The organism is Pseudomonas germanica, assembly GCF_019614655.1.
Classification (GTDB): domain Bacteria; phylum Pseudomonadota; class Gammaproteobacteria; order Pseudomonadales; family Pseudomonadaceae; genus Aquipseudomonas; species Aquipseudomonas neuropathica.
In genome coordinates, this window is the sequence record NZ_CP071586.1 from 3,788,776 (window position 1) to 3,815,050 (window position 26,275).

General features: G+C 58.2%; 21 protein-coding genes. 12 read left to right on the forward strand and 9 right to left on the reverse strand.

All coding sequences use genetic code 11. The features are described from left to right. Positions 1-64: 64 nt before the first annotated feature. On the reverse strand, positions 65-871 hold the full coding sequence (locus J0G10_RS16865; protein WP_220556291.1) for a hypothetical protein: 807 nt from the start codon (positions 869-871) through the stop codon (positions 65-67). Positions 872-1,102: 231 nt separating this feature from the next. Between J0G10_RS16865 and J0G10_RS16870 the strand changes: the two genes are divergently transcribed. The 5 genes from J0G10_RS16870 (at position 1,103) to J0G10_RS16890 (ending at position 6,474) form a co-directional block, all read left to right on the forward strand. Beyond that, a complete protein-coding gene (locus tag J0G10_RS16870; RefSeq protein ID WP_220556292.1) occupies positions 1,103-2,131 on the forward strand; it encodes a LacI family DNA-binding transcriptional regulator in 1,029 nt (342 codons plus the stop codon). A 175-nt stretch (positions 2,132-2,306) separates the two neighbouring features. Beyond that, on the forward strand, positions 2,307-3,089 hold the full coding sequence (locus tag J0G10_RS16875) for a sugar phosphate isomerase/epimerase family protein (RefSeq protein ID WP_220556293.1): 783 nt from the start codon (positions 2,307-2,309) through the stop codon (positions 3,087-3,089). Next, positions 3,082-4,125 carry a sugar kinase gene (locus J0G10_RS16880; protein ID WP_220556294.1) on the forward strand — a complete coding sequence of 348 codons (1,044 nt, stop codon included), beginning with the start codon at positions 3,082-3,084 and terminating at the stop codon, positions 4,123-4,125. The genes J0G10_RS16875 and J0G10_RS16880 overlap by 8 nt, the downstream gene beginning before the upstream one ends. A gap of 59 nt (positions 4,126-4,184) precedes the next feature. Continuing rightward, positions 4,185-5,483 carry an MFS transporter gene (locus tag J0G10_RS16885; RefSeq protein ID WP_095050893.1) on the forward strand — a complete coding sequence of 433 codons (1,299 nt, stop codon included), beginning with the start codon at positions 4,185-4,187 and terminating at the stop codon, positions 5,481-5,483. A gap of 13 nt (positions 5,484-5,496) precedes the next feature. Next, positions 5,497-6,474 carry a 2-hydroxyacid dehydrogenase gene (locus tag J0G10_RS16890; RefSeq protein ID WP_220556295.1) on the forward strand — a complete coding sequence of 326 codons (978 nt, stop codon included), beginning with the start codon at positions 5,497-5,499 and terminating at the stop codon, positions 6,472-6,474. A gap of 142 nt (positions 6,475-6,616) precedes the next feature. On the opposite strand, the gene J0G10_RS16895 is transcribed toward J0G10_RS16890, so the two are convergent. From J0G10_RS16895 to J0G10_RS16910, 4 genes are all read right to left on the reverse strand, one after another. Continuing rightward, the gene (locus J0G10_RS16895; RefSeq protein ID WP_220556296.1) at positions 6,617-7,804 is read right to left on the reverse strand and encodes a pyridoxal phosphate-dependent aminotransferase; all 1,188 of its coding nucleotides are present in this window, start codon (positions 7,802-7,804) and stop codon (positions 6,617-6,619) included. A 41-nt stretch (positions 7,805-7,845) separates the two neighbouring features. Then, positions 7,846-9,471: a methyl-accepting chemotaxis protein gene (locus tag J0G10_RS16900; RefSeq protein WP_095050896.1), complete on the reverse strand. Its 1,626-nt coding sequence runs from the start codon at positions 9,469-9,471 to the stop codon at positions 7,846-7,848. A 320-nt stretch (positions 9,472-9,791) separates the two neighbouring features. Further along, entirely contained in the window at positions 9,792-10,931 is a 1,140-nt protein-coding gene (locus tag J0G10_RS16905; protein WP_220556297.1) for a glycerate kinase, read from the reverse strand. A 246-nt stretch (positions 10,932-11,177) separates the two neighbouring features. Then, positions 11,178-12,299, reverse strand: a complete 1,122-nt coding sequence (locus tag J0G10_RS16910) for a sugar diacid recognition domain-containing protein (protein ID WP_095050898.1) — start codon at positions 12,297-12,299, stop codon at positions 11,178-11,180. Between the two features lie 171 nt (positions 12,300-12,470). Between J0G10_RS16910 and J0G10_RS16915 the strand changes: the two genes are divergently transcribed. From J0G10_RS16915 to rarD, 4 genes are all read left to right on the forward strand, one after another. Next, complete coding sequence (locus J0G10_RS16915) at positions 12,471-13,781, forward strand: MFS transporter (RefSeq protein WP_220556298.1); 1,311 nt, start codon at positions 12,471-12,473, stop codon at positions 13,779-13,781. Positions 13,782-14,116: 335 nt separating this feature from the next. Next, complete coding sequence (locus J0G10_RS16920; protein WP_095047776.1) at positions 14,117-15,130, forward strand: aldo/keto reductase; 1,014 nt, start codon at positions 14,117-14,119, stop codon at positions 15,128-15,130. A gap of 113 nt (positions 15,131-15,243) precedes the next feature. Further along, positions 15,244-17,358, forward strand: a complete 2,115-nt coding sequence (locus J0G10_RS16925) for an acyltransferase family protein (protein ID WP_220556299.1) — start codon at positions 15,244-15,246, stop codon at positions 17,356-17,358. Between the two features lie 202 nt (positions 17,359-17,560). Then, complete coding sequence (gene rarD, locus J0G10_RS16930) at positions 17,561-18,442, forward strand: EamA family transporter RarD (protein WP_220556300.1); 882 nt, start codon at positions 17,561-17,563, stop codon at positions 18,440-18,442. Positions 18,443-18,589: 147 nt separating this feature from the next. Here the strand turns inward: rarD and hppD are convergent, their stop codons facing one another. Further along, a complete protein-coding gene (hppD, locus tag J0G10_RS16935; protein ID WP_093431113.1) occupies positions 18,590-19,666 on the reverse strand; it encodes a 4-hydroxyphenylpyruvate dioxygenase in 1,077 nt (358 codons plus the stop codon). Positions 19,667-20,029: 363 nt separating this feature from the next. Here hppD and J0G10_RS16940 point away from each other — a divergent pair, with 363 nt between their 5' ends. Both J0G10_RS16940 and J0G10_RS16945 read left to right on the forward strand, forming a co-directional pair. Further along, positions 20,030-21,565, forward strand: a complete 1,536-nt coding sequence (locus J0G10_RS16940) for an EAL domain-containing protein (RefSeq protein ID WP_095047778.1) — start codon at positions 20,030-20,032, stop codon at positions 21,563-21,565. 235 nt (positions 21,566-21,800) lie between these two features. Beyond that, positions 21,801-22,166, forward strand: a complete 366-nt coding sequence (locus J0G10_RS16945; RefSeq protein WP_093431101.1) for a histone-like nucleoid-structuring protein, MvaT/MvaU family — start codon at positions 21,801-21,803, stop codon at positions 22,164-22,166. A gap of 219 nt (positions 22,167-22,385) precedes the next feature. Here the strand turns inward: J0G10_RS16945 and J0G10_RS16950 are convergent, their stop codons facing one another. Then, on the reverse strand, positions 22,386-22,904 hold the full coding sequence (locus tag J0G10_RS16950; protein WP_220556301.1) for a DUF4946 domain-containing protein: 519 nt from the start codon (positions 22,902-22,904) through the stop codon (positions 22,386-22,388). Between the two features lie 139 nt (positions 22,905-23,043). Between J0G10_RS16950 and gloA the strand changes: the two genes are divergently transcribed. Then, positions 23,044-23,565 (forward strand): lactoylglutathione lyase, encoded by a 522-nt coding sequence (gene gloA / locus J0G10_RS16955; protein WP_007963339.1) that lies wholly within the window; start codon positions 23,044-23,046, stop codon positions 23,563-23,565. Positions 23,566-23,949: 384 nt separating this feature from the next. Here gloA and ahpF read toward each other — a convergent pair whose 3' ends face one another. Both ahpF and ahpC read right to left on the reverse strand, forming a co-directional pair. Beyond that, entirely contained in the window at positions 23,950-25,512 is a 1,563-nt protein-coding gene (gene ahpF, locus J0G10_RS16960) for an alkyl hydroperoxide reductase subunit F (protein ID WP_220556302.1), read from the reverse strand. Between the two features lie 124 nt (positions 25,513-25,636). Further along, on the reverse strand, positions 25,637-26,200 hold the full coding sequence (ahpC, locus tag J0G10_RS16965; protein ID WP_047602282.1) for an alkyl hydroperoxide reductase subunit C: 564 nt from the start codon (positions 26,198-26,200) through the stop codon (positions 25,637-25,639). Positions 26,201-26,275 lie beyond the last annotated feature (75 nt).

Below are 26,275 nucleotides of genomic sequence, written 5' to 3' on the forward strand. Positions count from 1 at the left end.
CCGTTTATTAACGACGCCAGCAAAAAAACAACGCAATCCAGCAAGTTTCAAAAAACAATAACAATCAAGGTTCACAGCTGCGATTTTCTCCAGGAATTATCCTGTCTACCTTAATAAGCCCAGGAGATGACTTCGCAAAAGGCACACCGTTTCGGTATATCGAATAGACCGCCAACGCCGAGGAATTTTTTTCCAACGGTTTTACATATTGCACATAATCGGTTATCAAAAAATCATATCCCTCTACCACTTCCTGAGCGGTCAATACCTTCTTCAGTTCGTGGGTAAACAGCACTGGACCGGAAGCATTCAAACTTGCATACCCGGTCCACTCCAAACGCAACTCGTCGTTCTCGAACCAATCCACCAGCGTTGGCACTGGAATGCGCACGATCACCTTCTCCCATAACTTGGGAGTCGAATGGCAATTCAAATATCCGTTCAGATTTCTACTCGGAAATTCAGGCTCAACCAATAAAACAGGTGGCGTGCGTCTAACGACAAGAATTGTGTCGCCCGAGTAAGCGGGATTTCCTTCCGTGATGGTCTCGTAATGCAAACGGTACGTTCCATCGGCGGCGAAGAACCTAGGCGCAATGACTGGCCGATAATCTGGCTCGGTTAGTGGACTCGGATAGTTTTGATTAAAAACCTCGTCCCCCTCCAAATAAATATAAAGAAAATTCGATGACCCAACCGGCGCCGGAAAAGGCCATCTCGGTACTATTACAGTCAAGCCATTTTGATGGGCAATAGGAAGAATGACTCCATTCGCATCGACCTCAATAACTACCGGGGGGTCGTAATCAAATACACCGATTGGATCAGTGCCAGGCCGCCCCGCTAGGTTTGTTGTTTTTGGATCGTTCATTTGACGTACCTGCTTGAATCGGCTTGCAACGCTATGACTTTTATTAGGCGCTTCAAAATGAGTTCCGCCTACTGTCAGATCTGACAGGGTACGTGACCGCTTGTCGGGATTTTCAGGTTGCATACGTCTTCAGGTAGTAGGCGTGTCTTGACGAAGGCGGAGTATTTGGTGTTATCTGAAACCGGTTTCAACGATTAACAAAACTCATCCAACAAAAATAAAGTTGCCACCATGAACGTCTTCTCCACCGCCCGACGCAGCCGTGTAACCATGCTCGACGTCGCCGAGCGCGCCGGCGTGTCCAAGGCCAGTGTCTCGCGCTTCATCGGCGATGACCGCGCCCTGCTCTCCGATGCCATCGCTCTGCGCATCGAGCACGCCATCGCCGAGCTCGGGTACCGACCTAACCAGATGGCTCGCGGGCTGAAGCGCGGGCGCACACGCCTGATCGGTATGCTCGTCGCCGATATCCGTAACCCTTATTCGATTGCCGTAATGCACGGGGTGGAAACCGCTTGCCGTGCGCATGGCTACAGCCTGGTGGTGTGCAACACCGACCGCGATGACGAGCAGGAACGCCAGCACCTGGCGCTGTTGCGTTCGTACAACATCGAAGGGCTGATCGTGAACACCCTTGGCCATCACCGTGACGAACTGCATGAACTGCGCCGCGAGATGCCGCTGGTGCTGGTGGATCGCAAGGTCGACGGGCTCGACAGCGACATGGTCGGGCTGAACAACCCGCAAGCCGTTGAGATGGCGATCACGCATCTGGAGCAGCATGGATATCGGGATCTGGTGCTGGTGACTGAACCGTATGACGGCACCAGCTCGCGGATCGAGCGGGTCAGCAGTTTTCAGGCGCAGATCGCGCTGCACTCGAACCTGGCCGGGGCGGTGCTAGAAACCGGCGATGACCTGAACACGCAACTTCAAACCTTTTTAAACACTCCCGGCGACGGCCCGAAAGCATTGTTTTGCGCCAATGGTGTGGCGGCGCTTACTGCCACAACGACATTGCGGGAGATGGGTGTGCGGTTGTTCGAGGATGTCGGGCTGATTGCCCTGGACGATCTGGATTGGTATCCGTTGGTGGGCAGCGGGATTACCGCGCTGGCTCAGCCGACGCAGGAGATTGGCGCGCGGGCGTTTGAGTGTTTGCTCAAGCGGTTGCGTGGGGATGATGAGGTGGCGCGGGTGGTGGATTTTGCGCCGGTGCTGGTTGAGCGTGGGTCAACCCGTGAGGTTGGCGGTGTTTGAGCTGACGCTATCGCTGGCAAGCCAGCTCCCACAGGTTCAGAGGTGTACCAAGCCTTTGTGTACGACCCGAACACTGTGGGAGCTGGCTTGCCAGCGATGAGGCCCAAAAGGACAACACAGAAACACCTGATATTTTTTTGAACAAAAATGAAACCGGTTTCAGAGGTCAATAACAATGAATAAACCCGCCGTTTCCATCAGCCTGTCCAGCTACGGCGCCGAGCTTGTACGCCAGCGCGGGCAGGATGCTTTCATCGAGGTTCTGGCTGCCGCCGGGGCCAATCGCATTGAGTGGCGCGAGGAACTGCTGACGCGTGAAGACCCTGCGCAGCTGGCGCAGGCCACGCAGGCGCAGGGCTTGCTAAGCATCTATTCCTCACCGACCGAACTGTGGCTGGCCGGTCAGGCGCAGCCCAATCCCGAGTTGATCACCGCACTGCAACAAGCCGAAGCGTTCGGCTCGAAATGGCTGAAAGTCTCCCTCGGCTACTTCACCGACACCAACGATCTGCAAGCCCTGGCCGAACGTTTGAAGCTCAGCCCGGTGCAGTTGCTGGTGGAAAACGACCAGACTCTGCACGGCGGACGCATCGAACCGTTTCAGCGCTTCTTCGCCGCCGTCGAGCAGCACAATCTGCCGATCAAAATGACTTTCGACATTGGCAACTGGCAGTGGCAGGACCAGTCCGCCACCAGCGCAGCCCGCCTGCTCGGCCGCCATGTCGGCTATGTGCACTGCAAAGCCGTGGCCCGTCGCGCCGACGGCAAACTGGTGGCGGTGCCGCCGGCCGTCAGTGACCTGCATCTGTGGGAACAACTGTTGCGGCACATGGCCCAAGGCGTTATGCGCGCCGCCGAATATCCGTTGCAGGGTGATGATCTGGTGCAACTGACCACCGAGCACGTCGCCGCCCTCGCCCGCCTCGGCCAATCGCGTCTGGAGCCTGCTCATGTCTGAGATCGATATTCTCTCGTTCGGCGAAACCATGGCGATGCTGGTCGCCGAGCAGACCGGTGATCTGGCGGCAGTCGAACACTTTCACAAGCGCATCGCCGGGGCCGACAGCAATGTCGCGATCGGGCTGTCGCGCCTGGGTTTCAACGTCGCGTGGCTGAGCCGGGTCGGCGACGATTCGCTCGGGCGCTTTGTGGTCGAAGCCTTGATCAAGGAAGGTCTGGATTGCAGCCACGTCGACGTCGACAAACAGCACCCGACCGGTTTCCAGTTCAAATCGCGCAATGACGATGGCAGCGACCCGCAGGTCGAGTATTTCCGACGCGGTTCGGCGGCCAGTCATTTGTCGCCGCAGTCGATTACGACCAATCTGCTGAGCGCTCGCCATCTTCATGCGACTGGCATTCCTCCAGCGCTCTCGGCCTCGGCGCGGGAGATGTCCTTTGAATTGATGACACGCATGCGCAACGCCGGACGCAGTGTGTCGTTCGATCCCAATCTGCGTCCGAGCCTGTGGGCCAGCGAGCGCGAGATGATCGGCGAGATCAACCGCCTCGCCGCTCTCGCCCATTGGGTGCTGCCGGGGTTGAGCGAAGGCCGTTTGCTCACCGGTTTCGAAGACCCGGCGGACATTGCTGCGTTTTATCTTGATCAAGGTGCCGAAGCGGTGGCGATCAAGCTTGGCCCGGAAGGCGCTTATTACCGAACGCATCTGGCATCGGGATTTGTCGCCGGTGTGCCGGTGGCGCATGTCGTCGACACGGTCGGTGCCGGTGATGGTTTTGCGGTGGGGATGATCAGTGCCCTGCTTGAGCACCAGAGTTTTGCCGAGGCGGTGCAGCGTGCGAACTGGATTGGCAGTCGGGCGGTGCAGAGTCGCGGGGATATGGAGGGCCTTCCAACTCGGGCTGAACTCTTCAGCGAATTTGAGGCCGCCATCGCTGGCAAGCCAGCTCCCACAAGGGTTGATGTTGGCAATGCAATCTTTGACATACCCGAGATCCCTGTGGGAGCTGGCTTGCCAGCGATGAGGCCCTGACAGGCAACCGATTCATTGAACCTGCTGCGACAAAAACAACAAGCTCAGGAGCAAGACCCATGAAAACCGCAACCCTCGCCACCCGCCGCTGGTGGTACATCATGCCTATCGTGTTCATCACCTACAGCCTGGCGTATCTGGATCGCGCCAACTACGGCTTCGCCGCCGCATCGGGCATGGCCGAAGACCTGATGATCACCCCGGGCCTGTCATCGCTGCTCGGTGCGCTGTTCTTCCTCGGTTACTTTTTCTTCCAGGTGCCGGGTGCGATCTACGCGCAAAAACACAGCGTGAAGAAACTGATTTTCGTCAGCCTGATTCTCTGGGGCGGCCTCGCCACGTTGACCGGCGTGGTCTCCAACGCCTATTGGCTGATCGTCATCCGCTTCATGCTCGGCGTGGTCGAAGCCGCTGTAATGCCGGCGATGCTGGTGTATCTGTGCCATTGGTTTACCCGTGCCGAACGCTCACGGGCCAATACCTTTCTGATCCTTGGCAACCCGGTGACGATGCTGTGGATGTCGGTGGTTTCGGGTTATCTGGTGCAGCATTTCAGCTGGCGCTGGATGTTCATCATTGAGGGCCTGCCGGCGGTACTCTGGGCGTTTATCTGGTGGCGTCTGGCCGATGATCGTCCAGCGCAGGCCAAGTGGCTCAACGAGCAGGAAAAGCAGGATCTGGAAAGCGCACTGGCTGCTGAACAGGTCGGTATCAAAGCAGTGAAGAACTACGCCGAGGCGTTCCGTTCGCCGAAGGTGATCATTCTCGCGCTGCAGTTTTTCTGCTGGAGCATCGGCGTTTACGGCTTTGTGCTGTGGCTGCCGTCGATCCTCAAGGCCGGCGCGCAAATGGACATGATCGAAGCCGGCTGGCTGTCGGCGCTGCCGTATCTGGCGGCGGTGATCGGCATGCTTGTGGTGTCGTGGGGTTCGGACAAGTTGCAAAAGCGCAAACGCTTCGTCTGGCCGCCACTGCTGATCGCATCGATCGCGTTTTACGGCTCCTACGCGCTGGGCGCAGAACACTTCTGGTGGTCGTACACGCTACTGGTAATTGCCGGCGCGTGCATGTACGCGCCTTACGGGCCGTTCTTTGCCATCGTCCCGGAGATTCTCCCGGCCAACGTTGCCGGTGGCGCCATGGCGCTGATTAACAGCATGGGCGCGCTCGGTTCGTTCGGCGGCTCGTATCTGGTCGGTTACCTGAACAGCTCCACCGGTTCGCCCGGCGCTTCGTACCTATTGATGAGCGGCGCGTTGCTGCTGTCGGTGGTGTTAACGATTTTTCTCAAGCCCGGCGCCAGTGATCGCGTCGTCGCCAAAGCCGTCGCCACGCGTGCCGTGCCGGCGCACTCCTGAAGAGATTTTTGCCATGAAAAAACAGGTCGTGTTGTACAAGAAACTTTCACCCGCGCTGATGACTCGTCTGCAAGAGCAGTGTGAGGTGACGCTGATCAACAGCCTCGACGCCGACGGCCTCATGCAACTGCGTGATGCCCTGCCCCGCGCCCAAGGTTTACTCGGCGCCAGCCTGAAACTCGACGCAGCCTTGCTCGATCTCGCGCCGCGACTCGAAGCCATCGCCAGCGTCTCGGTCGGCGTCGATAACTACGACATCAATTACCTGAGTCAGCGCAAGATCCTCCTGAGCAACACCCCGGACGTGCTCACTGAAACCACCGCCGACACCGGTTTCGCCCTGATCCTCGCCGCTGCCCGGCGTGTGGTGGAACTGGCGAACATGGTGCGCAGCGGCCAATGGAGCCGCAATATCGGCCCGGCGCATTTCGGCACCGATGTACATGGCAAGACGCTGGGGATTATCGGCATGGGCCGTATCGGCGAAGCGCTGGCGCAGCGTGGGCATTTCGGATTCGGTATGCCGGTGATCTATCACAGCCAGTCGCGCAAACCGGCGGTCGAGGCGCGATTCGATGCGCAATACCGCAGCCTCGAAGATCTGCTCAAGCAGGCCGACTTCATTTGCCTGACCTTGCCGCTGACGGCGCAGACCGAAGGTTTGATCGGCGCCGAGCAGTTCGCGCTGATGCGCCCGGAAAGCATCTTCATCAATATCTCGCGGGGCAAGGTGGTCGATGAGGCGGCGATGATCGAGTCGCTGCGTCATCAACGGATTCGGGCGGCGGGGCTGGATGTGTTCGAGCGTGAGCCGCTGAATCACGATTCGCCGTTGTTGCAACTCAATAATGTGGTGGCGACGCCGCACATGGGCTCGGCGACGTATGAGACGCGGGAGGCGATGGCGCGGTGTGCGGTGGAGAATTTGTTGGCTGCGTTGAAGGGAGAGAGGCCGGCGAATCTGGTGAATCCATCGGCCTGGCAGGGTTGAGATCTTCAGTGCCTGTTCTTGCCTAATCGCTGGCAAGCCAGCTCCCACAGGGTTTTCGGGCGGACACAACTATCATGTCCACCTCAAATCACTGTGGGAGCTGGCTTGCCAGCGATGGGCCAGTGCAGGCAACCCAACACCATCAAGCACTACGCGCCTGTAAAAGCTGCGCCGCACACAACGCAATCCGCGCACAGGCATCCGCCAGTTTCACCCGGTCCAGCACCAGCCCGATGCGAATATGCCCCGCCGCACTCGGTCCGAACGCCTCACCCGCCAGCACCGAAACCCCATAGCCCTCCAGCAACCGTTCGGCAAACGCCTGTGCGCCGAGACCGGTCTGGCGCACATCGACCATCACGAACATGCCACCATCTGGACGGATCGGATACAGCCCCGGGCAACCGCTCAAACGCTCGCACACCAGATCCCGGCGCAGGCGATATTCCTCGCGCATCTGCGTCACTTCCGGCAGGTCTGACTGCAACGCAATCTCTGCGGCTTTCTGCACAAAATCCGGCAGGCCAAACAACATGCTCAGCGACAAATTGACCAAATGCTCGGCCAACGACTTCGGCCCGATCATCCAGCCGATGCGCCAGCCGGTCATGGCGTGGGATTTCGACAGGCTGTTGATCGTCGCCGTGCGCTCGGCCATGCCCGGCAGGCTCGCCGGGCTGACGTGCTGACCTTCGTAAAGCAAATCGCTGTAGACCTCGTCGCTGATCAGCCACAAGTCATGGCGGATGCACAGCGCCGCCAGTTCTTGCCAGATCAGCAGTGACAGGCTTGCGCCGCTGGGGTTGTTCGGACTGTTGAGCAGCATGGCGCGGGTTTTCGGGGTGATACGCGCGGCAACATCCACCGGGTCGACGCGAAAGCCGTTTTCCGGACGCACCGGCACCGGCACCACCGTTGCGCCACACGCGCCAAACACGCCTTCGTAGGTGACGTACATCGGTTCGGCGACGATCACTTCATCGCCGGGATCGAGCAGACATTGCGCCACCGAATACACCGCGCATTGCGCGCCGGGCATGATGATTACGTGGTCGGCATCCACCGCTTGCCCGCTACGCCGACGATGGCGGTCGGCAATCAGCTTGCGCAGCGCCAGACGACCACGCACTTCGGAGTAATGGGTATCGCCCGCCAGCAAACTGTCGATCGCGCCGTGGACAATCGGCAGCGGTGTATCGAAATCCGGGTCGCCCACGCTCAGCAGCAAGATATCGACACCCTCGGCGCGCAGCTCCAGCGCTCGGTCGTGAATCTGCCAGGCAGCGGCTCCCTCCCCGGCGATTCGTTGGGTCAAGGCTGAATAGCGCATGTACGTCTCCTGATTGCGCGGTCTCCAGCCTTCACCGTATCTCAAATCACGAAACGCGCCACCATGGCGTTCAAATCCACCGCCAGTCGCGACAGTTCGTGGGTCGCGGCGCTGGTCTGGTTGGCCCCGGCGGCCGATTGCGTAGCCAGATCGCGGATGTTGACCAGGTTGCGGTCGACCTCGCGCGAGACTTGCGCCTGCTCTTCCGAGGCGCTGGCGATCACCAGATTGCGTTCGTTGATCTGATGGATCGACTGGGTGATCTGCTCCAGCGCAACCCCAGCGGCGCGGGCCATTTCCAGGGTGGTCTGGGTGCGCTGGTTGCTTTGCTGCATCGACGACACCGCTTCGCCGGTGCCGTTCTGGATGCCGGCGACCATTTTTTCGATTTCCTGGGTCGACTGCGCGGTGCGATGAGCCAATGCCCGAACCTCGTCCGCGACCACGGCAAAACCGCGCCCGGCCTCACCGGCGCGTGCGGCTTCGATCGCTGCGTTGAGGGCCAGCAGGTTGGTCTGTTCGGCGATGGCGCGGATCACATCGAGCACTTTGCCGATATCACGGCCCTGCGCGGCCAGGCCTTCGATCATCTGCGCGGTGTTCTGCACGTCGTGGGTCATGGTCTGGATCGCGTCGACGGTTTTCACCACTTGATCGCGACCTTCGCGGGCGGCGTGGGTCGACTGGTTCGAGGCTTCGGAGGTCGACACGGCGTTGCGCGCCACTTCTTCGACAGCGGCGGTCATCTCGTTTACGGCGGTGGCGGCTTGTTCGATTTCGTTGTTCTGCTGCTGCAGGCCACGGGAGGCTTCTTCGGTCACCGCGCTGAGCTCTTCGGCAGCGGCGCCCAGTTGTGTGGCGGAACCGGCGATCTGTTCGATGGTTTTGCGCAGGTTGCTCTGCATGGTGGCGAGCGCCTGCAGCAACTGCGTCGCTTCGTCCTTGCCGTCGACTTCGATGGTTTTGCTCAGGTTGCCGTCGGCAATGGTTTGTGCGGCCAGTACGGCACGGTTCAGCGGGGTGACGATGCTGCGGGTCAGCAGCCAGGCCAGTAGCACGGTGGCCAGCGCTGCGATCACGGCAACGATGATGATCCCGGTCACGGCGCTGTCGTAGTGTTCACCAGCCTTGGTGGCCGCCGTTTTCGCATCGGTCGTGTTGATTGCAATCAGCTTGTTGAGCTGCTCGCCCATCTGGTCAGTACCCTCCTTGATCCGCGTGTTGATCAGGGTGCGCATCTCGTCGAGTTTGTCCTGACGCGACAGCTCAATCATCTGACTCTGCGCTTGCAGGTAGTTGTCCAGGGTGGTTGAGAAGGTCTGGTAGATTTCACGTTCTTCAGGGCCTGCCGGCAGCGCGGCATAGCTGGCCTGAGCCTTGCGCGCCTTGTCGACCAGCACGGCAATGCGCGTTTGCGCCTCTTGCAGGCTGGCCGGCTCGCGATTGACCAGTACACGGAACGACAGGATGCGCATGCGCAGGACGTTTTCCGTTACCGCACTGAGGTGGGTGACACTGGGCAATTGCGTCGAGTCCATATCGATCGAAGCCTGACGGATGATCGACATGCGATTGACGGCGAACACGCCGAGCACGATCACCAACAAGGCGATAAAGGCAAAACCGAGGAAGGCACGGGGCGCGATATTCAGGTTACGCAGGGACATAGTTGAGCTCTCGAAAGATAGAAACTACGAGCGTCCATGCGTCGTCACTGGCCCGAGGGGGGCGGGCTCAGTCTGGCGTCGCTGTTTTAGGAAGTTATGTGCGCGCCTGTTAGCTGTATCGGCCAGGCTTTAGGAAGATTGCGGGTCAATAGCAACTATTTTTCCGGGTGTTACAACAATGAAACACTGTTGATCGCTTGGTGTAGGAGCTGCCGAAGGCTCGGGCCGCGATCGGACGATCTTTTGATTTGAGCTTTTAAAAGCAAAATCAAAAGATCGCAGCCTGCGGCAGCTCCTTCAGGGGTAGATCCCGATCTGGCTCAGCGTTTGGCGGCAAGCTGCCAGACGCGGGCGATGTCGGTGGCGCGTTCACGCAACAGACGCGGTGCTTCGGCACAGGCGTGTTCCAGTGTCATCGGGCCGCTGGTCACGGCAAATGCCGCATCGATACCGTGTTCGTAAAGTTCTTGATAACCCTCGCCCAACGTCCCGGCGATGACAATGACCGGGACGTCGTGCTGCCTGGCAATCCGCGCAACACCGAACGGGGTCTTGCCGCGCAAGGTCTGCGCATCGAATCGCCCTTCTCCGGTGATCACCAGATCAGCGCCTTTGACCGCTTCGGCAAGGCCAACCAGTTCGGCGACCACTTCCACCCCGGCTTGAAACTGCGCGCCGAGAAAAGCCTTCGCCGCAAACCCCAAACCGCCCGCCGCACCGCTCCCCGGTTCATCGCGGACGTCTTTGCCCAACGCTTGTGCACACAGTTCGGCGAAGTGGCCCAACGCCTGATCGAGTTGCTGCACTTGCGCCGGCGATGCACCTTTCTGCGGGCCGAAAATCGCCGAGGCACCGTGTGGGCCACACAGCGGATTGTTCACATCAGCGGCGATATCGAAACGCACCTGCGCCAGTCGCGGGTCGAGTTCGCTCAAGTCCAAGCGTGCCAGTTGCGCCAGGGCCAAGCCACCGGCCACCAACGCTTGATTCTGTGCATCGAGCAACTTCACGCCCAGCGCCTGCATCGCCCCGGCGCCACCATCGTTGGTGGCACTGCCGCCAATCGCCAGAATCACCCGTTGCGCGCCGGCATCCAGCGCTGCGCGAATCAGTTCGCCGGTACCGAAGGTGCTGCTGATGCAGGCATCGCGTTGCCCCAGCGGTACCAATTGCAAGCCACTGGCCTCGGCCATTTCGATAATTGCCGTGTGGTTGTGCGGCAACCAGCCCCACGCGGCGTCGACGGCTGTGCCCAGCGGGCCACGCACGCGGGTACGGCGCAGTTCGCCTTCGCAGGCAGCCAGAATCGATTCGACCGTGCCTTCGCCGCCATCAGCCATCGGGCATTTGATCATCGTTGCCTGCGGCCAGATCTGGGCCAGGCCGAGGGCAATGGCTTCGGCGACGCCTTGGGCACTGAGGCTGTCCTTGAACGAGTCGGGGGCGATGACGATCTTCATGGGAATTCTCCGGTTGCAATGCCCCTCATGCTGCCAGTCGGCCTGCGCCTTGACGCCTGTCCGCTGCACAAGTGGCGGGGGCGTTTATTGTTCATTTTCACAAAGACAGGGAAAGTGGCGGTGAATGTTCGGCCGCCATCGCTGGCAAGCCAGCTCCCACAGGGATTGTCGGTGAACACAAATGTAGTGAACACCATCAACCCTTGTGGGAGCTGGCTTGCCAGCGATGGCGGCCTCAAAATCACCTCACGCCGACAGATCTGTCTGGGGCAACAGCTGCACCCCAAGATAAAGCGCCAGCATCCCGTCCAGTCTTAACGGATCAACCCCACTCAGTTCAGCAATCCGCTCCATCCGATAACGCAAACTGTTGCGATGAATGCCCAAGGCATCGGCGCAGGCCTGACTCTGGCCATCGTGCTCACACCAACTGCGCAACGTCGCCAGCAACTGGCCGTTGCCGTCCTTAGCGATCACCTTGCGCAACGGTTTGAGCAATTCGTCCAGTGCATCATCGTTACGATGCCGCCACAACATCACTGGCAATCGATAGCGGTTCAGCGTCAGCAATCGCGAATGCGGCAACACTTCGCGACCATAGGCGAGCAAGTCGCCCACGCGGCGATAACAACGGCGCAGCCCGGCGAGTCCATCGGCCTGCCCGCCCACGGCAATGCGCAGAATCTTCCAGCCGAGGCCGTCGAGTTTTTCCAGCAAGCGATCATGCTCGACGTTTTGACTCGCCGGCCGACACCACAGCAGTGACGACTTCGCCGAACTCACGCACCAGCTATCGGGATAACGCGACGTCAGCCAGGCACTCAACGCCTCAACGGTTTGCCCCGGCCCATGCTCAAGACCCAGCTCGAACAGATACGGCACCCGCGTCAACTGCGGTTTGAGGCCAAGTTGCTGCGCCTCATCGACCAGACGCGGCGAATCCCCCGCCTCGCTCAGCAGCAGCGCCAGCAAATCATCACAACGCTGGCGCCGCCATTGCTGCTCGGCCTGCTGATTGCGCTGGCCAACGAGCATTTCGGCGGTCATGCGCACCAGTTCGGCGTAAGTGCGCAACTGCTCCGGTTCGCCAGTGATGCCAAGTACTCCGATCAAGCGCTGATCGAGCAACAGCGGCAGGTTGATCCCCGGTTGCACGCCCTTCAAATGCACGGCGGTCTGCGCGTCGATCTCGACCACGCGACCGTTGGCCAACACCAGTTGCGCGCCTTCGTGACGGGTGTTGATGCGCTCCGGTTCACCGCTGCCGAGGATCAGCCCCTGGCTGTCCATGACGTTGACGTTGTAGGGCAAAATGGCCATGGCCCGGTCGACGATATCCTGGGCGAGGTCGTGATCGAGTTCAAACATAGCGGCGGCAATCCTTGATTTATGGCACTGGCGGTTGTTCACCCGCACAGGGTCTGACGGCAAACCCTGTGCGCAGGCACAAAGACAATCCAGCCAAAGGTGGCCGAGACTCTCGGGGCGATCAACGTTAACCTTTGCATCGCAAAAAATCATAATAAAGAGAGAGCCGCTATGTCGCAGAGCGCCGCAGCTACCCAGACCATCGATGACGGTAAAAACGCCGTTTATAAACGCATCACCCTGCGTTTGATCCCCTTCATTTTCATCTGCTACTTGTTCAACTACCTCGACCGGGTCAACGTTGGATTTGCCAAATTGCAGATGCTTGATGCCCTGAAATTCAGCGAAACCGTGTACGGCCTCGGTGCCGGTATCTTCTTCATCGGCTACGTGCTGTGCGGCGTGCCGAGCAATCTGGCGTTGACCAAATTCGGCCCACGGCGCTGGATCGCGGTGATGATGATCACTTGGGGCACGCTGTCGACCTGCCTGTTGTTCGTCACCACCCCGACCGAGTTCTACACCCTGCGGCTGTTCACCGGTGCGGCTGAAGCCGGGTTCTTCCCGGGCGTTGTTTTGTACCTCTCGCAGTGGTTCCCGACCTTCCGCCGTGGCCGGATCATGGCGTTGTTCATGTCGGCGATCCCGGTTTCCGGATTGCTCGGCAGCCCGTTCTCTGGCTGGATCCTCAATCACTTTGCTGCGGGCCAGGGCGGTCTGGCCGGCTGGCAGTGGATGTTTCTGCTGCAAGGCATTCCTACCGTCATCCTCGGCGCCCTCGCCTATTTCCTGCTGAGCGACAGCTTCGCCAACGCCAAGTGGCTGAGCCCGCATGAGCGTGCAGTGCTGGAAGCGGATCAGGCCGAAGATTTGGCGAACAAACCGAAAACCACCTCCGACTCGCTGCTGGCGGTGTTCAAGAACCCGGCGATCTGGGCGTTTGGCCTGATCTACTTCTGCATCCAGAGCGGCGTGTACGCGATCAACTTCTGGCTGCCGTCGATCATCAAGAACCTTGGCTTCAGCGATAACCTGGTGATTGGCTGGCTGAGTGCGATTCCGTATCTGCTGGCGGCGGTGTTCATGCTGGTGGTCGGGCGCTCGGCGGACCTGCGCAAAGAACGCCGCTGGCATTTGGTGGTGCCGATGCTGATGGGCGCGATCGGTCTGGTGATTGCGGTGAATTTCGCGGCCAACCCGGCCATTGCGATTCTGGGTTTGACCATCGCCACCATGGGCGCGCTGACCGGCCTGCCGATGTTCTGGCCAGTGCCGACAGCCATGTTGAGCGCCGGGGCTGCGGCCGGTGGTCTGGCGTTGATCAACTCGATGGGGCAGATGGCCGGGTTCCTCAGTCCGTACCTGGTGGGTTGGGTAAAGGACAGCACCGGTTCGACCGACGCGGCGTTGTATCTGTTGGCGGGTGTGATTGTGGGCGGGAGTCTGCTGGCGTTGCGCATGACGCGGACGTTGCGGGCTTGAGTTTTTGATGCACGGAAGAACGGCCCTTTTCAGGGTCGTTTTTTATTGGGGGTTCGGCTTGGAGTTTGTGGTGTTCTGTAGATCCTTTTCCCCCTCACCCCAGCCCTCTCCCCCAGGGGGGCGAGGGGGAAAGGGAGCCGATTGCCGGGCTATTCAGGATCTGAATTCGACTCGGTATTGCACGTCGGCGTACCTCTTTGAAACACTTCGGTCGGTCCCCTCTCCCTCCGGGAGAGGGTTAAGGTGAGGGTTGTATTGAGCTAATAATTCACTTTGCCGCGTCACGCGCTTCTGGTATTTGATTAGGGCTTTCCCACCGACAAAAGGATTTCGGCATGAGCTTTCGCACTCTCGGGCACTCAGGGTTACAGGTGTCCACCCTCACCCTCGGCACGATGATGTTTGGCGAGCAGACCAGCGCAGAGGATTCGCTGCGCATCATCGACAAAGCCTGGGATCAGGGGATCAATTTCATCGACACCGCCGATGTCTACACCAACGGCCGCTCCGAAGAGATCGTCGGTGAAGCAATTGCCCGGCATCGGCATGAATGGGTGCTGGCGACCAAGGTCGGTTTCGGCCCGGTGGACGGCGTGCCAAACCGCAGCGGCTTGAGCCGCAAACATATCTTCAATGGCATCGATGCCAGCCTGACCCGGCTCGGCACCGACTATCTCGACATTTATTACCTGCACCGTGAAGACCACAACACACCACTTGAAGTCAGCGTGTCGGCGATTGGCGATCTGATCCGTCAGGGCAAGATTCGCTACTGGGGGTTGTCCAACTATCGCGGCTGGCGGATCGCCGAGGTGATTCGTATCGCCGATAAACTCGGTGTTGACCGCCCGGTGATCAGCCAGCCGCTGTACAACATCGTTAACCGTCAGGCCGAGACCGAGCAGATCACAGCAGCGCAAAGCTATGGCCTTGGTGTGGTGCCTTACAGCCCGCTGGCCCGGGGCGTGCTGAGCGGCAAATACGCACCGGACGCCAAACCGGACGCCAACAGCCGCGCCGGACGTCAGGACAAGCGCATTCTGGAAACCGAATGGCGCGTCGAGTCGCTGCGTATTGCCCAACAGATTCAGCAGTACACCGAGCAGCGCGGCGTCGCAATTGTGGAGTTTGCAATCGCTTGGGTGTTGAACAACAGTGCCGTGACGTCGGCGATCGTCGGCCCGCGGACGGAGCAGCAATGGGATGCGTACACCAAGGCGCAGACCGTGAAGATCAGCGCTGAAGATGAGGCATTTATCGATTCGCTGGTCACGCCAGGGCACTCATCGACACCTGGATTCAACGATGTGAGTCATTTTGTGTCGGGGCGTAAACCGCACCAGGCTTGAGTTTGCCCGCCTCTCTTCGACAGCCGACACCCTCGGCTGTTTTTTCAGCGGATCAAAGCGCGATCAAACGGAATGAGTTGATTGATCGTTCAGAAATAACCAAGGACTGATAAATGCCCAATCGCCCCGTTGCGGTTTCCAGCAAGCTTTTGCGCAGTCTGCTGTTCAAACTGCCAGGCGATAAGCTGCGCGATCCCTCTTCCTCGCAAGCAAACGCGACTACCGGCAAGCGCAAACCATCGATTGAATACCGTGCGGATATTGACGGACTGCGCGCAATCGCGGTGTTGTTGGTATTGATTTTTCACGGCGGTCTGGCGCTTTTTCCGTCCGGTTTTATTGGCGTCGATATCTTCTTCGTGATCTCGGGTTATCTGACGACCGCGATCATCATGAAATCGCTGAACAACGGCACGTTCACTTTCTCGGGGTTCTACACGCGTCGAATCTGGCGCTTGCAACCGGCCGTGATTGCGTTGCTGGTCGTTACGCTGATAGTCAGCACGCTGCTGTATTTGCCCGATGACTATGTCGATTTTCTCAAAAGCGAAAAGTACACGTCGTTAATCATCTCCAACCAATACTTTTCCAAAGTGACAACGGGTTACGCCACGCCGGATACGGCGAGCCTGCCACTGCTGCACACCTGGTCACTGGCCATCGAATGGCAGTGGTATCTGGCCCTGCCACTGGGCCTCTGGTTGCTTAACCGCTATCTGGCAAAAAGCGTTTTCAAAGCGGCGGTGCTCGGTTTGACCCTGGCGGCAATGGCGCTCGCGCTGTACCTGTCTTACACCAATCCAGAAAAAAATTACTACTTCTTCACCGCGCGAATTTTCGAATTGATGATTGGCTCCTGCGCAGTCATCTTCGGCACAGGCAAGTTCAGGCTCAATCGCCTGAGCGCCTCTATGGTCTGTGCACTTGCGCTTGTCACGATTATCTATTGCGCCACCCTCGACGATATCCTGCCGGGCTTCCCGCAGTACCACGCCATTGCCGTGTGCCTGGCCACTGCAGCGTTGCTGTTCCAGGGTATTGGTGATGCAAGCATCACCTCGAAACTGCTGGCCTTCAAACCGCTGGTGTTTATCGGCACGCTCTCGTACTCCTTGTATTTGTGGCACTGGCCGATCCTGGCAGTGATAAGTTACATGGGCATCGCCCTCACCCCGCCGATGATCATCTTTTACTTTGTTTCGACGTTCGTCCTGGCCTGGCTCTGCTATGTGCTGGTCGAAAACCGGTTTCGAAAGGCCAGGCTCGGCTTTGCCAAAACGCTGGTCGTGCTAATGATCGTACCGGCTATCGGTCTGTCGCTGCTCCACGCTGCCAGCGTCAGACATGAAGGCTGGCCCGACCGTTTCAACCAAGGCTATAACGAGGTGTTCAATGGCTTGAAAGCCTCTGTTCCAGCCAATCGGGAAGGATGCCTGGGCGTCAGCGATGGCGCCGATCCTGGCTGCATATCAGGCGCCGTGCAGGCCGCGCCGCAAATATTGCTGATGGGCGATTCGTTTTCGAATCATTACTGGGGTTTCGTTGAAACACTGGCCAGGGATGCCAACCTTGCCGTCCTCACACAGGGTTACCCGGCGTGCCTGGCCTTGCCCGGGATCTACCTCTATGACGAGAGTAAATACACGAACGGGCTGTATCAAAAATGCCATAACGCCACTCAACGCTATTACGAGATGATTGCGAAGCAGCATTTCAAGTATGTGATCGTGGGTCAGTTCTGGGAGGCCTATCTCGACGACGACATCGTCACCAGACGGGACGACCCGCGCAGCCCGGAACTGTCGCAACAACGCCTCGGCACCGCGATCCGCAAGGCGCTGGACAAGATTGTCGAGTCAGGCGCTACGCCGGTCCTTCTGGAAAACACGCTGCCCATGCCTGCCGGGATCAACACCTGCCTGCTGCAACAGGTCAAGTTGCGCGGCTTGATGGGCAGTGCCGAGCAAAGCAGTCTCTGCGCCACAGCGCCATGGTCAGGTGCCAAAGAGCCGGTGCTGGAAAAACTCTTCAATGACCTGAAGGCTGAATATCCCGGCTTGATCGTCATTGACCCGAAAATCGTGCAATGCAAAGACGACGCGTGTATGACCACCGTCGATGGCTTGCCGGTCTATCGTGATATTGGTCACGTCACCGATTACGCCTCTTACAAGTTCGGCGAGATGTACCTCAAGCGCTTCGGTAATCCGTTGAAGGTTGCTCAGTGATGTTTTCCTGGCACTGACTACGCTTGTGGAGGAATGGCCGCAGGCTGCGATCTTCGACTTTTAAAGGCAAGACCAAAAGATCGCAGCCTGCGGCAACGCCTAGACGGTATATGTGTGAAGAATATTGAGCATCTGCCCAATATTCAGCACAAAAACCACGTATCCTTCGCGCCCCGTTTGACCATCAACCCGCGAGGACAGTTTGTCTAAAGGTATCGCTCTATCGGTTTCGGCCTCGGTGCTGTTTGCCGTCATGTATTACTACACCTCGTTGCTCACACCGTTGAGCGGCGTGGAGATCTTTGGCTGGCGGATGCTCCTGACGGTGCCGTGCATGACCGTGTTCATGCTGGTGTCCGGGGAATGGCGGCGGGTGCTGGAGCTGGTGCGGTTGATGGCGGCAAAGCCGAAATTGATCGCCGGCCTGCTCGTCTCCTCTGCCCTGCTCGGCGTGCAACTGTGGCTGTTCATGTGGGCGCCGCTCAATGGCTACAGCCTCGACGTGTCGCTGGGCTACTTTCTGTTGCCACTGGCGATGGTGCTGACCGGACGGATTGCCTACGGCGAGAGCCTGTCTTATTTGCAAAAGATCGCGGTGTTCTTCGCCACCCTGGGCGTTTTGAACGAGCTGTATCAAGTCGGCGGATTTTCCTGGGCAACACTGGTGGTGGTGGTCGGCTATCCGCTGTACTTCGTGCTGCGCAAATACCTCAAGACTGACAACCTGGGTGGCTTGTGGGTCGACATGACCCTGATGCTGCCGGTGGCGTACTGGTTTGTGCAGGGTGGCGAGCAAGGCTTCGGCGTGTTCGATCAGTACCCGGGGCTGATGTGGCTGATTCCGTTGCTGGGATTGATCAGTGCGTCGGCACTGGTGGTGTACATCATTGCCAGCCGCTTGCTGCCGTTCAGTCTGTTTGGCTTGTTGAGTTATGTTGAGCCGGTGCTGTTGCTCGGTGTGGCGTTGTTGCTCGGTGAGAGCATCAAGTCCGGGGAGTGGCTGACGTATATTCCGATCTGGCTGGCCGTTGTGGTGCTGGTCTTCGAAGGCTTCAAACACCTGATGCGCCAACGCCGTCCTTAAAAGCGAAAGATCGCAGCCTTCGGCAGCTCCTACATTTGGAATGCGTTTTTCCTGTAGGAGCTGCCGAAGGCTGCGATCTTTTGATCTACAAAAAAAATCCCGACTCTGCATTTCAGCAGGCCGGGATTTTTTCATTTCAGTGGCGGATTACTCAGTGGCAAGCACACCACGACGCACCTGATCGCGCTCGATCGACTCGAACAGGGCCTTGAAGTTGCCTTCGCCGAAACCATCATCGCCTTTGCGCTGGATGAATTCGAAGAACACCGGGCCCATCAGGGTTTCCGAAAAGATCTGCAGGAGCAGGCGCTTATCGCCCTGCTCCGAGGCGCCGTCGAGCAGGATGCCGCGCGATTGCAGCTGATCAACCGGCTCGCCGTGGTTCGGCAGGCGACCTTCGAGCATTTCGTAGTAAGTATCTGGCGGCGCGGTCATGAAACGCATGCCGATCTTCTTTAACTGATCCCAGGTCTTGATCAGGTCATCGGTGAGGAACGCAACGTGCTGGATGCCCTCACCGTTGAACTGCATCAGGAACTCTTCTATCTGGCCAGCGCCTTTGGACGACTCTTCGTTCAACGGGATGCGGATCATGCCGTCCGGTGCGGTCATCGCTTTCGAGGTCAGGCCGGTGTACTCGCCCTTGATGTCGAAGTAACGGATCTCGCGGAAGTTGAACAGCTTCTCGTAGAAGTTCGCCCAGTAGGCCATGCGACCGCGATAGACGTTGTGGGTCAGGTGGTCGATGATCTTCAGGCCGGCACCGACCGGGTTGCGATCAACGCCTTCGAGGAACACGAAGTCGATGTCATAGATCGAGCTGCCTTCGCCGAAACGGTCGATCAGGTACAGCGGCGCGCCGCCAATGCCTTTGATCGCCGGCAGGTTCAGCTCCATCGGACCGGTTTCGATATGGATCGGCTGAGCGCCGAGTTCCAGTGCGCGGTTGTAGGCTTTTTGCGAATCCTTGACGCGGAACGCCATGCCGCACACGGATGGGCCGTGTTCGGCGGCGAAGTACGACGCCACGCTGTTCGGTTCGTTGTTGAGGATCAGGTTGATTGCGCCTTGACGGTACAGGTGCACGTTCTTGGAGCGGTGGGTCGCGACTTTGGTGAAGCCCATGATCTCGAAGATCGGCTCCAGGGTGCCCGGCACCGGCGATGCGAGCTCAATGAATTCAAAGCCCATCAGGCCCATTGGGTTTTCGTATAAATCTGCCATGGTGGCGCCTCATCATTTCTTATCAATTAACCAGGGTTATTTGTCAGTCATGCGAGGTCGGTGGGTGGCGCACAGGAGATGCCACGCACACTGCGGGCGAGGAAGTCACCGTAGATCAGTTGAAACCCGAATATCTTCATTGTCGACCCAAGGCTCTTGCGGGCGAGGCTTCTGCTGCCAGAAGACGATTATTATTGTATGCGTAACCCGATTCTACACAGCGTAAATAGGCTTGTCTGCCCTCCCTATAAAATCCGCTTTTTGGCGCCCGGCGCAAGGGCTTTGTTGCACTATGCTTTTCAGCGGCGCGCCGTTATCCGGCCTGCGTTCGAGAGTCCCACTCCCCCGCAACAGGATGCGCCCATGCCGTTGACCGTCAGACCCCGCCGCAAACGCAGCACCCGCATCGCCGTCACGCTGTTCAGCGGTTTGCTTCCGGTGCTGCTGGGCAGCGCCATTCTTTACATGCAGGCCGGACGCACGCTGGAGCAAGGCTCACAACAGACCGCCGAAGAGGCGCTGCACCAGTTCGAGTTGATGCTCGACAACACCGCGCAAGCGGCGCGCGAATTGCTGCCATTGGCCGGTCAGAATTGCGAAAACGTCAAACTCGCCTTGCGCGAGCAAGTAACCCGCCGCCCGTTCGTGCGCTCGACCAATCTGGTGTGGGACGACAACCTTTATTGCAGCTCTTTGTTTGGCGACTTCAAGGAAGCCGTCAACGCGGGCGACTACAACCAGGGCAAGTTGTGGCTGATGAACGGCAATCCGGTCACCCCCAACACCGCGCTGTTGGTTTATCGGCTCAGCGAAGGTCGCGGCGGCGCATTGACGACACTGGACGGTTACCATCTAAGCAACATGTTGCGTTTGATCGGCCGGCACATGTTGCTGGTGCTGCAAGTGGGCGATAACTGGCTGTCGGGCGACGGCAAAGTCCACACCGGTACCCTCCCCACGCTGCCGATAGCGCAAAACACCCTAGCCTCCTCCCGTTATGCGTTCAGTGTTTCTGCCGGGTTTCCCGAGGGCGAAACCTGGCGCTACATGGTCGATGAATATCCGCCGCTGTTCAGTCTGCTGATTTTTTTTGGCGTGGTGTCGGGGGCCATCGGCCATGTCCTGCAGAAGCGCTCCACTTCACCGAGCCACGAAATGCTCCGCGCGCTCGAGGCTGGCGAGTTCATTCCCTACTTCCAGCCCGTGGTGCATGGCGACAGCAAGGCATGGTCGGGAGCTGAAGTGTTGATGCGCTGGACTCACCCGAAAGAAGGCCTGGTACGTCCGGATCTGTTTATTCCATTCGCCGAGCATTCGGGGTTGATCGTGCCGATGACCCGCGCCCTGATGCAACAAACTGCCGCGCTGCTGGGGCCGCTATCAGCAACGTTCACCGCGCCATTTCATATCGGCATCAATATCACCGCGAGCCATTGCAAAGACCTGGAACTGGTGGAGGATTGTCGAACGTTTCTCGCCGCGTTCGCCGCCGACAGCATCAACCTGGTGCTGGAGTTGACCGAGCGCGAATTGATCGAGCCGACCGACATCACTCGCCAGCTGTTCGAGCAACTGCACGCGCTGGGCGTGAAGATCGCGATTGACGACTTCGGCACCGGCCACTCAAGCCTGGGCTACTTGCGCAAATTCAATGTGGATTTCCTCAAGATCGATCAGAGTTTCGTCGCCATGATCGGTGTCGATGCGTTGTCCCGACACATTCTCGATACCATTATCGACCTGTCGGCCAAGCTTGATCTGGGTATTGTTGCCGAAGGTGTCGAAACTCAGGCGCAAGCCGATTATCTGACCGCACATCACGTCAACTTCCTGCAAGGGTATCTGTTCGGCAAACCGATGCCGGCTACGGAATTCATCAGCGCATTAACTCACCATTAACTAAGCCGGATTAAGACGAGCGTACCGGCCAGGCGCACCAAATTGATACAAAAGACCGCTGTTGTTACATGAGGACAACATCAGGATTTACTCTTGGCGCATTAACTACTACAATTTTTTCAACCTGAGCAAGATTGGCAGGGGAGCCATTTATCACCGAGTCGCTTCAAGGCTCTTGGCTTATTAGCTTTGTTTGCGGTTGGTATCAGCCAAACACACTATTGGAGTAAAGATATTGTCCAGACTCGCTGAATTTCGTGCAGCTGAAAAGGCCCTTCAGGAACAGCTCAAACAGCTGGAATCGCTGAAGAACGATGCCGGGCTCAAGAAAGAAATCGAATTCGAAGAAAAGCTCCAGGGGCTGATGAAAACCTACGGCAAAGGCCTGAAGGACATCGTCGCCATCCTCGATCCGAACCCGGCAAAATCCGCTTTGCAGACCTCTGCAGCCCCTAAAACCCGCCGCGCTCGCGTGGTCAAGGTTTATCAGAATCCGCATACCGGTGAACTGATCGAAACCAAGGGCGGCAATCACCGTGGCCTGAAAGCCTGGAAGGAACAATACGGTGCAGCCACCGTTGATTCCTGGTTGCGCGGTTAATCCAACGCCAACAAAAAAGCCCTGCATGACGCAGGGCTTTTTTGTTGACAATATCTAACAAATGAAATGAATTTCATCGAACAAGTTGCGGGTTTTCTGTAACGTTGCTGAGTCATAAAGCTAAACATTTTGCGGCGCGATGTTGCGATCAAGGCCGCCATTAAACTTTGTGCTTAATCCGTTCGGGTATCTAACCTTCTCCGTGAAGAGTACAGCACCTTAAAGTTTCAAGCTGTTTCTCAGCGCCACTATCTCGTCTGCGCTGGCCTTATAAATCTCAGCTTGCCCGGCGTAGGAAAGAACATAAGCCTTGTCCGCCTTGACTGCCGCCACTAGGGTTTGCGACAACACATGCCGACCGTTTTCGGTGATGGTGCAAGTGGTTTCCAGTGCCGGCAAAGTACCCAGCGTCGCCGGATGCACTTTGTTGCAGACACTTTGGTAACCGCTCTGGAAAAAGTCCTTCTGTATCGACTTGCGCATCTCCAGCAGCACGCCCTGCAAATTGACCTGATGCCCTGCTTCGACATGAGTCATGGTCAATTCCATGACCATCACCTGATTGCCATCGGCGTCATTCTTGACCGCGCGCTGACGGGAAACCTGTGCAGCTGCCTCGGGCAGCGCCTCGACTTGCCAACCGGCTGGCCAGGTAATGCTTGGTTCGTCCGCTGACGCGCAGACCGCCACAAGCGACAACACAAAAAAAACAAACACGGATTTGAACAGTCGGATCATTGCCGGACGCACTCGCAGATTGAGCCGTAAAGTCTGAGGCTCGCCCGCACGCAGGGCAAGCCTGCCCTTTCATTTGGCGATGCCGACAGGCATGCGTATCATTGCGTCCATTCACTCGCCCATAGTTATTGGAGGGCCCATGAGCCTGCACGAACTCAATACGTTCCCCGGCGTCACCGCCACCCCAGACAGCGCAACCCGCAACTTCGTTTTCAACCACACCATGTTGCGCGTCAAAGACATCACCAAATCCCTGGACTTCTACACCCGCGTCCTGGGCTTCTCGCTGGTGGAGAAACGCGATTTCCCGGAAGCCGAGTTCAGCCTGTACTTCCTCGCACTGGTCGACAAAGCGCAGATCCCGGCCGACGCGGCTGCCCGCACTGAGTGGATGAAATCGATCCCGGGCATTCTCGAATTGACCCATAACCACGGCACCGAAAACGATGCGGATTTTGCCTATCACAACGGCAATACCGACCCGCGTGGTTTTGGTCATATCTGCATTTCGGTGCCGGATATCGTCGCGGCCTGTGCGCGCTTTGAAGAGTTGGGCTGCGACTTCCAGAAGCGCCTGACCGATGGCCGCATGAAGAGCCTGGCTTTCATCAAGGATCCGGATGGTTACTGGGTCGAGATCATTCAGCCTGCGCCGCTGTAAAGACTGAAAAGCCCATCACCCTAACCCTCTCCCATAGGGAGAGGGAACTGATTGGGGGATATTGGAGAATTACGCCGACTTGAACGATTGGCGTTGAATCCATAATCGATCAGGTTTTACAGATCGACACCCCACTTCGGACATCTCGATCGGCTCCCTCTCCTGGAGGGAGAGGGAGCTGATTGGGGGATATTGGAGAATTACGCCGACTTGAACGATTGGCATTGAATCCATAATCGACTGGATCTTTCAGGTCGACGGACAGCGCCAGACACCTCGGTCGGCTCCCTCTCCTTCGGGAGAGGGCTGGGGTGAGGGGCAGCTTTTCAGATGCAATAAAAAACCCGTGATCGCTCACGGGTTTTTTCATTTCTGGCTGGACGCTTACGCCGGAGCCGAAGTGCGGATCAGGTGATCGAAAGCACTCAACGAAGCCTTGGCGCCCTCGCCCACCGCGATCACGATCTGCTTGTACGGCACGGTGGTCACGTCGCCGGCAGCGAAGATACCCGGAATCGACGTTTCACCCCGGTTGTCGACGATGATCTCGCCACGCGGCGACAACTCGATGGTGCCCTTCAGCCAGTCAGTATTCGGCAGCAAACCGATCTGCACGAAGATCCCTTCCAGCTCGACGGTACGCAACTCATCGGTGTTGCGATCCTTGTAGCGCAGGCCGTTGACCTTCTCGCCATTGCCGGTGACTTCAGTGGTTTGCGCACTGGTGATCACCGTGACGTTCGGCAGGCTGTGCAGTTTGCGCTGCAATACGGCGTCGGCGCGCAGCTGTACGTCGAACTCCAGCAGCGTGACGTGCGAGACAATGCCGGCCAGATCGATGGCCGCTTCAACGCCGGAGTTACCGCCGCCGATCACCGCCACGCGCTTGCCTTTGAACAGCGGACCGTCACAGTGCGGGCAGTATGCCACGCCTTTGTTGCGGTATTCCTGCTCGCCCGGCACGTTCATTTCACGCCAGCGCGCACCGGTCGCGAGAATCACGCTCTTGGCTTTGAGGGTCGCGCCGCTGGAGAAACGGACTTCGTGCAGCTCGCCGTTTTTGCCCGGGATCAACTTGTCGGCGCGTTGCAGGTTCATGATGTCGACGTCGTACTGTTTGACGTGTTCTTCCAGCGCCGTGGCCAGTTTCGGCCCTTCGGTTTCCTGTACGGAAATGAAGTTCTCGATGGCCATGGTGTCGAGCACCTGCCCGCCGAAACGCTCAGCGGCGACGCCAGTGCGGATACCTTTACGTGCAGCGTAAATCGCTGCCGACGCACCGGCCGGGCCACCACCGACGACCAACACATCAAAGGCCTCTTTGGCGCTGATTTTCTCAGCCTGGCGCTCGATCGCGCCGGTGTCGAGTTTGGCGAGGATTTCTTCCAGACCCATGCGGCCTTGACCAAAGTTCTCACCGTTGAGGTAGATGCTCGGCACGGCCATGATCTTGCGATCGTTGACTTCGTCCTGGAACAACGCGCCGTCGATGGCGACGTGGCGGATGTTCGGGTTGAGCACGGCCATCAGGTTCAGCGCCTGGACCACGTCCGGGCAGTTCTGGCAGGACAGCGAGAAATACGTCTCGAAGCTGAACTGGCCTTTGAGCGAGCGGATCTGCTCGATCACTTCAACACTGGCTTTCGATGGGTGGCCGCCGACTTGCAGCAGGGCCAGCACCAGCGAGGTGAACTCGTGGCCCATCGGGATGCCGGCGAAACGCAGACTGATGTCGGCGCCCGGGCGGTTGATCGAGAACGATGGCTTGCGTGTATCGTCACCGCTGTCGATCAAGGTAATTTGGCTCGAAAGACTGGCAACGTCTTTCAGCAGTTCCAGCATTTCACGGGATTTCGCACCGTCGTCGAGGGAGGCAACGATCTCGATCGGCTGGGTGACCCGTTCCAGGTACGATTTCAACTGGGCTTTAAGATTGGCGTCCAACATACGGGCGATTTCCTTTATTTGAGGCGAAAAAAAGCCCGAGCGAATCTCGCCCGGGCATTTTTATTGGGCGGTGCAGCGTACTTAAGAAGGTGCGGCGTACCGCCCTGAGTTGCGTGTCACAGACTTAGATCTTGCCGACCAGGTCCAGGGACGGCGCCAGAGTGGCCTCGCCTTCTTTCCACTTGGCTGGGCAAACTTCGCCTGGGTGAGCAGCAACGTACTGAGCAGCCTTGATCTTGCGCAGCAGCTCGGAAGCGTCACGGCCAACGCCGCCATCGTTCAGTTCAACGATTTTGATCTGGCCTTCAGGGTTGATCACGAAGGTGCCACGGTCAGCCAGACCAGCATCTTCGATCAGCACGTCGAAGTTGCGGGAGATGACGTGGGTCGGGTCGCCGATCATGGTGTATTCGATTTTGCCAATGGCTGGCGAAGTGTTGTGCCAGGCAGCGTGGGCAAAGTGGGTGTCGGTGGAAACGCTGTAGATCTCTACGCCCAGTTTCTGGAAAGCAGCGTAGTTGTCAGCCAGGTCTTCCAGCTCGGTTGGGCAAACGAAGGTGAAGTCGGCTGGGTAGAAGAATACAACCGACCACTTGCCTTTCAGGTCAGCGTCCGAGACTTGAACGAAGTCGCCGTTTTTGAACGCGGTAGCTTTGAACGGTTTTACTTGGCTGTTGATGATAGGCATTGATGACTCTCCGTCAGGGTTGTGAATTCGATGGGTGAATCCTACCCACTCACTCGACGGATGGCTCATTGGCAA

Bases quoted from the DNA above. Each gene is read 5' to 3' on its own strand.
- J0G10_RS16920 (WP_095047776.1), top strand. From the start codon at position 14,117: ATGAGCTTTCGCACTCTCGGGCACTCAGGGTTACAGGTGTCCACCCTC.
- J0G10_RS16885 (WP_095050893.1), top strand. From the start codon at position 4,185: ATGAAAACCGCAACCCTCGCCACCCGCCGCTGGTGGTACATCATGCCT.
- J0G10_RS16865 (WP_220556291.1), bottom strand. From the start codon at position 871: ATGAACGATCCAAAAACAACAAACCTAGCGGGGCGGCCTGGCACTGAT.
- J0G10_RS16940 (WP_095047778.1), top strand. From the start codon at position 20,030: ATGCCGTTGACCGTCAGACCCCGCCGCAAACGCAGCACCCGCATCGCC.
- J0G10_RS16880 (WP_220556294.1), top strand. From the start codon at position 3,082: ATGTCTGAGATCGATATTCTCTCGTTCGGCGAAACCATGGCGATGCTG.
- hppD (WP_093431113.1), bottom strand. From the start codon at position 19,666: ATGGCAGATTTATACGAAAACCCAATGGGCCTGATGGGCTTTGAATTC.
- J0G10_RS16915 (WP_220556298.1), top strand. From the start codon at position 12,471: ATGTCGCAGAGCGCCGCAGCTACCCAGACCATCGATGACGGTAAAAAC.
- J0G10_RS16875 (WP_220556293.1), top strand. From the start codon at position 2,307: ATGAATAAACCCGCCGTTTCCATCAGCCTGTCCAGCTACGGCGCCGAG.
- J0G10_RS16910 (WP_095050898.1), bottom strand. From the start codon at position 12,299: ATGTTTGAACTCGATCACGACCTCGCCCAGGATATCGTCGACCGGGCC.
- J0G10_RS16925 (WP_220556299.1), top strand. From the start codon at position 15,244: ATGCCCAATCGCCCCGTTGCGGTTTCCAGCAAGCTTTTGCGCAGTCTG.
- J0G10_RS16890 (WP_220556295.1), top strand. From the start codon at position 5,497: ATGAAAAAACAGGTCGTGTTGTACAAGAAACTTTCACCCGCGCTGATG.
- J0G10_RS16950 (WP_220556301.1), bottom strand. From the start codon at position 22,904: ATGATCCGACTGTTCAAATCCGTGTTTGTTTTTTTTGTGTTGTCGCTT.
- ahpF (WP_220556302.1), bottom strand. From the start codon at position 25,512: ATGTTGGACGCCAATCTTAAAGCCCAGTTGAAATCGTACCTGGAACGG.
- J0G10_RS16905 (WP_220556297.1), bottom strand. From the start codon at position 10,931: ATGAAGATCGTCATCGCCCCCGACTCGTTCAAGGACAGCCTCAGTGCC.
- J0G10_RS16900 (WP_095050896.1), bottom strand. From the start codon at position 9,471: ATGTCCCTGCGTAACCTGAATATCGCGCCCCGTGCCTTCCTCGGTTTT.
- gloA (WP_007963339.1), top strand. From the start codon at position 23,044: ATGAGCCTGCACGAACTCAATACGTTCCCCGGCGTCACCGCCACCCCA.
- J0G10_RS16870 (WP_220556292.1), top strand. From the start codon at position 1,103: ATGAACGTCTTCTCCACCGCCCGACGCAGCCGTGTAACCATGCTCGAC.
- ahpC (WP_047602282.1), bottom strand. From the start codon at position 26,200: ATGCCTATCATCAACAGCCAAGTAAAACCGTTCAAAGCTACCGCGTTC.
- J0G10_RS16895 (WP_220556296.1), bottom strand. From the start codon at position 7,804: ATGCGCTATTCAGCCTTGACCCAACGAATCGCCGGGGAGGGAGCCGCT.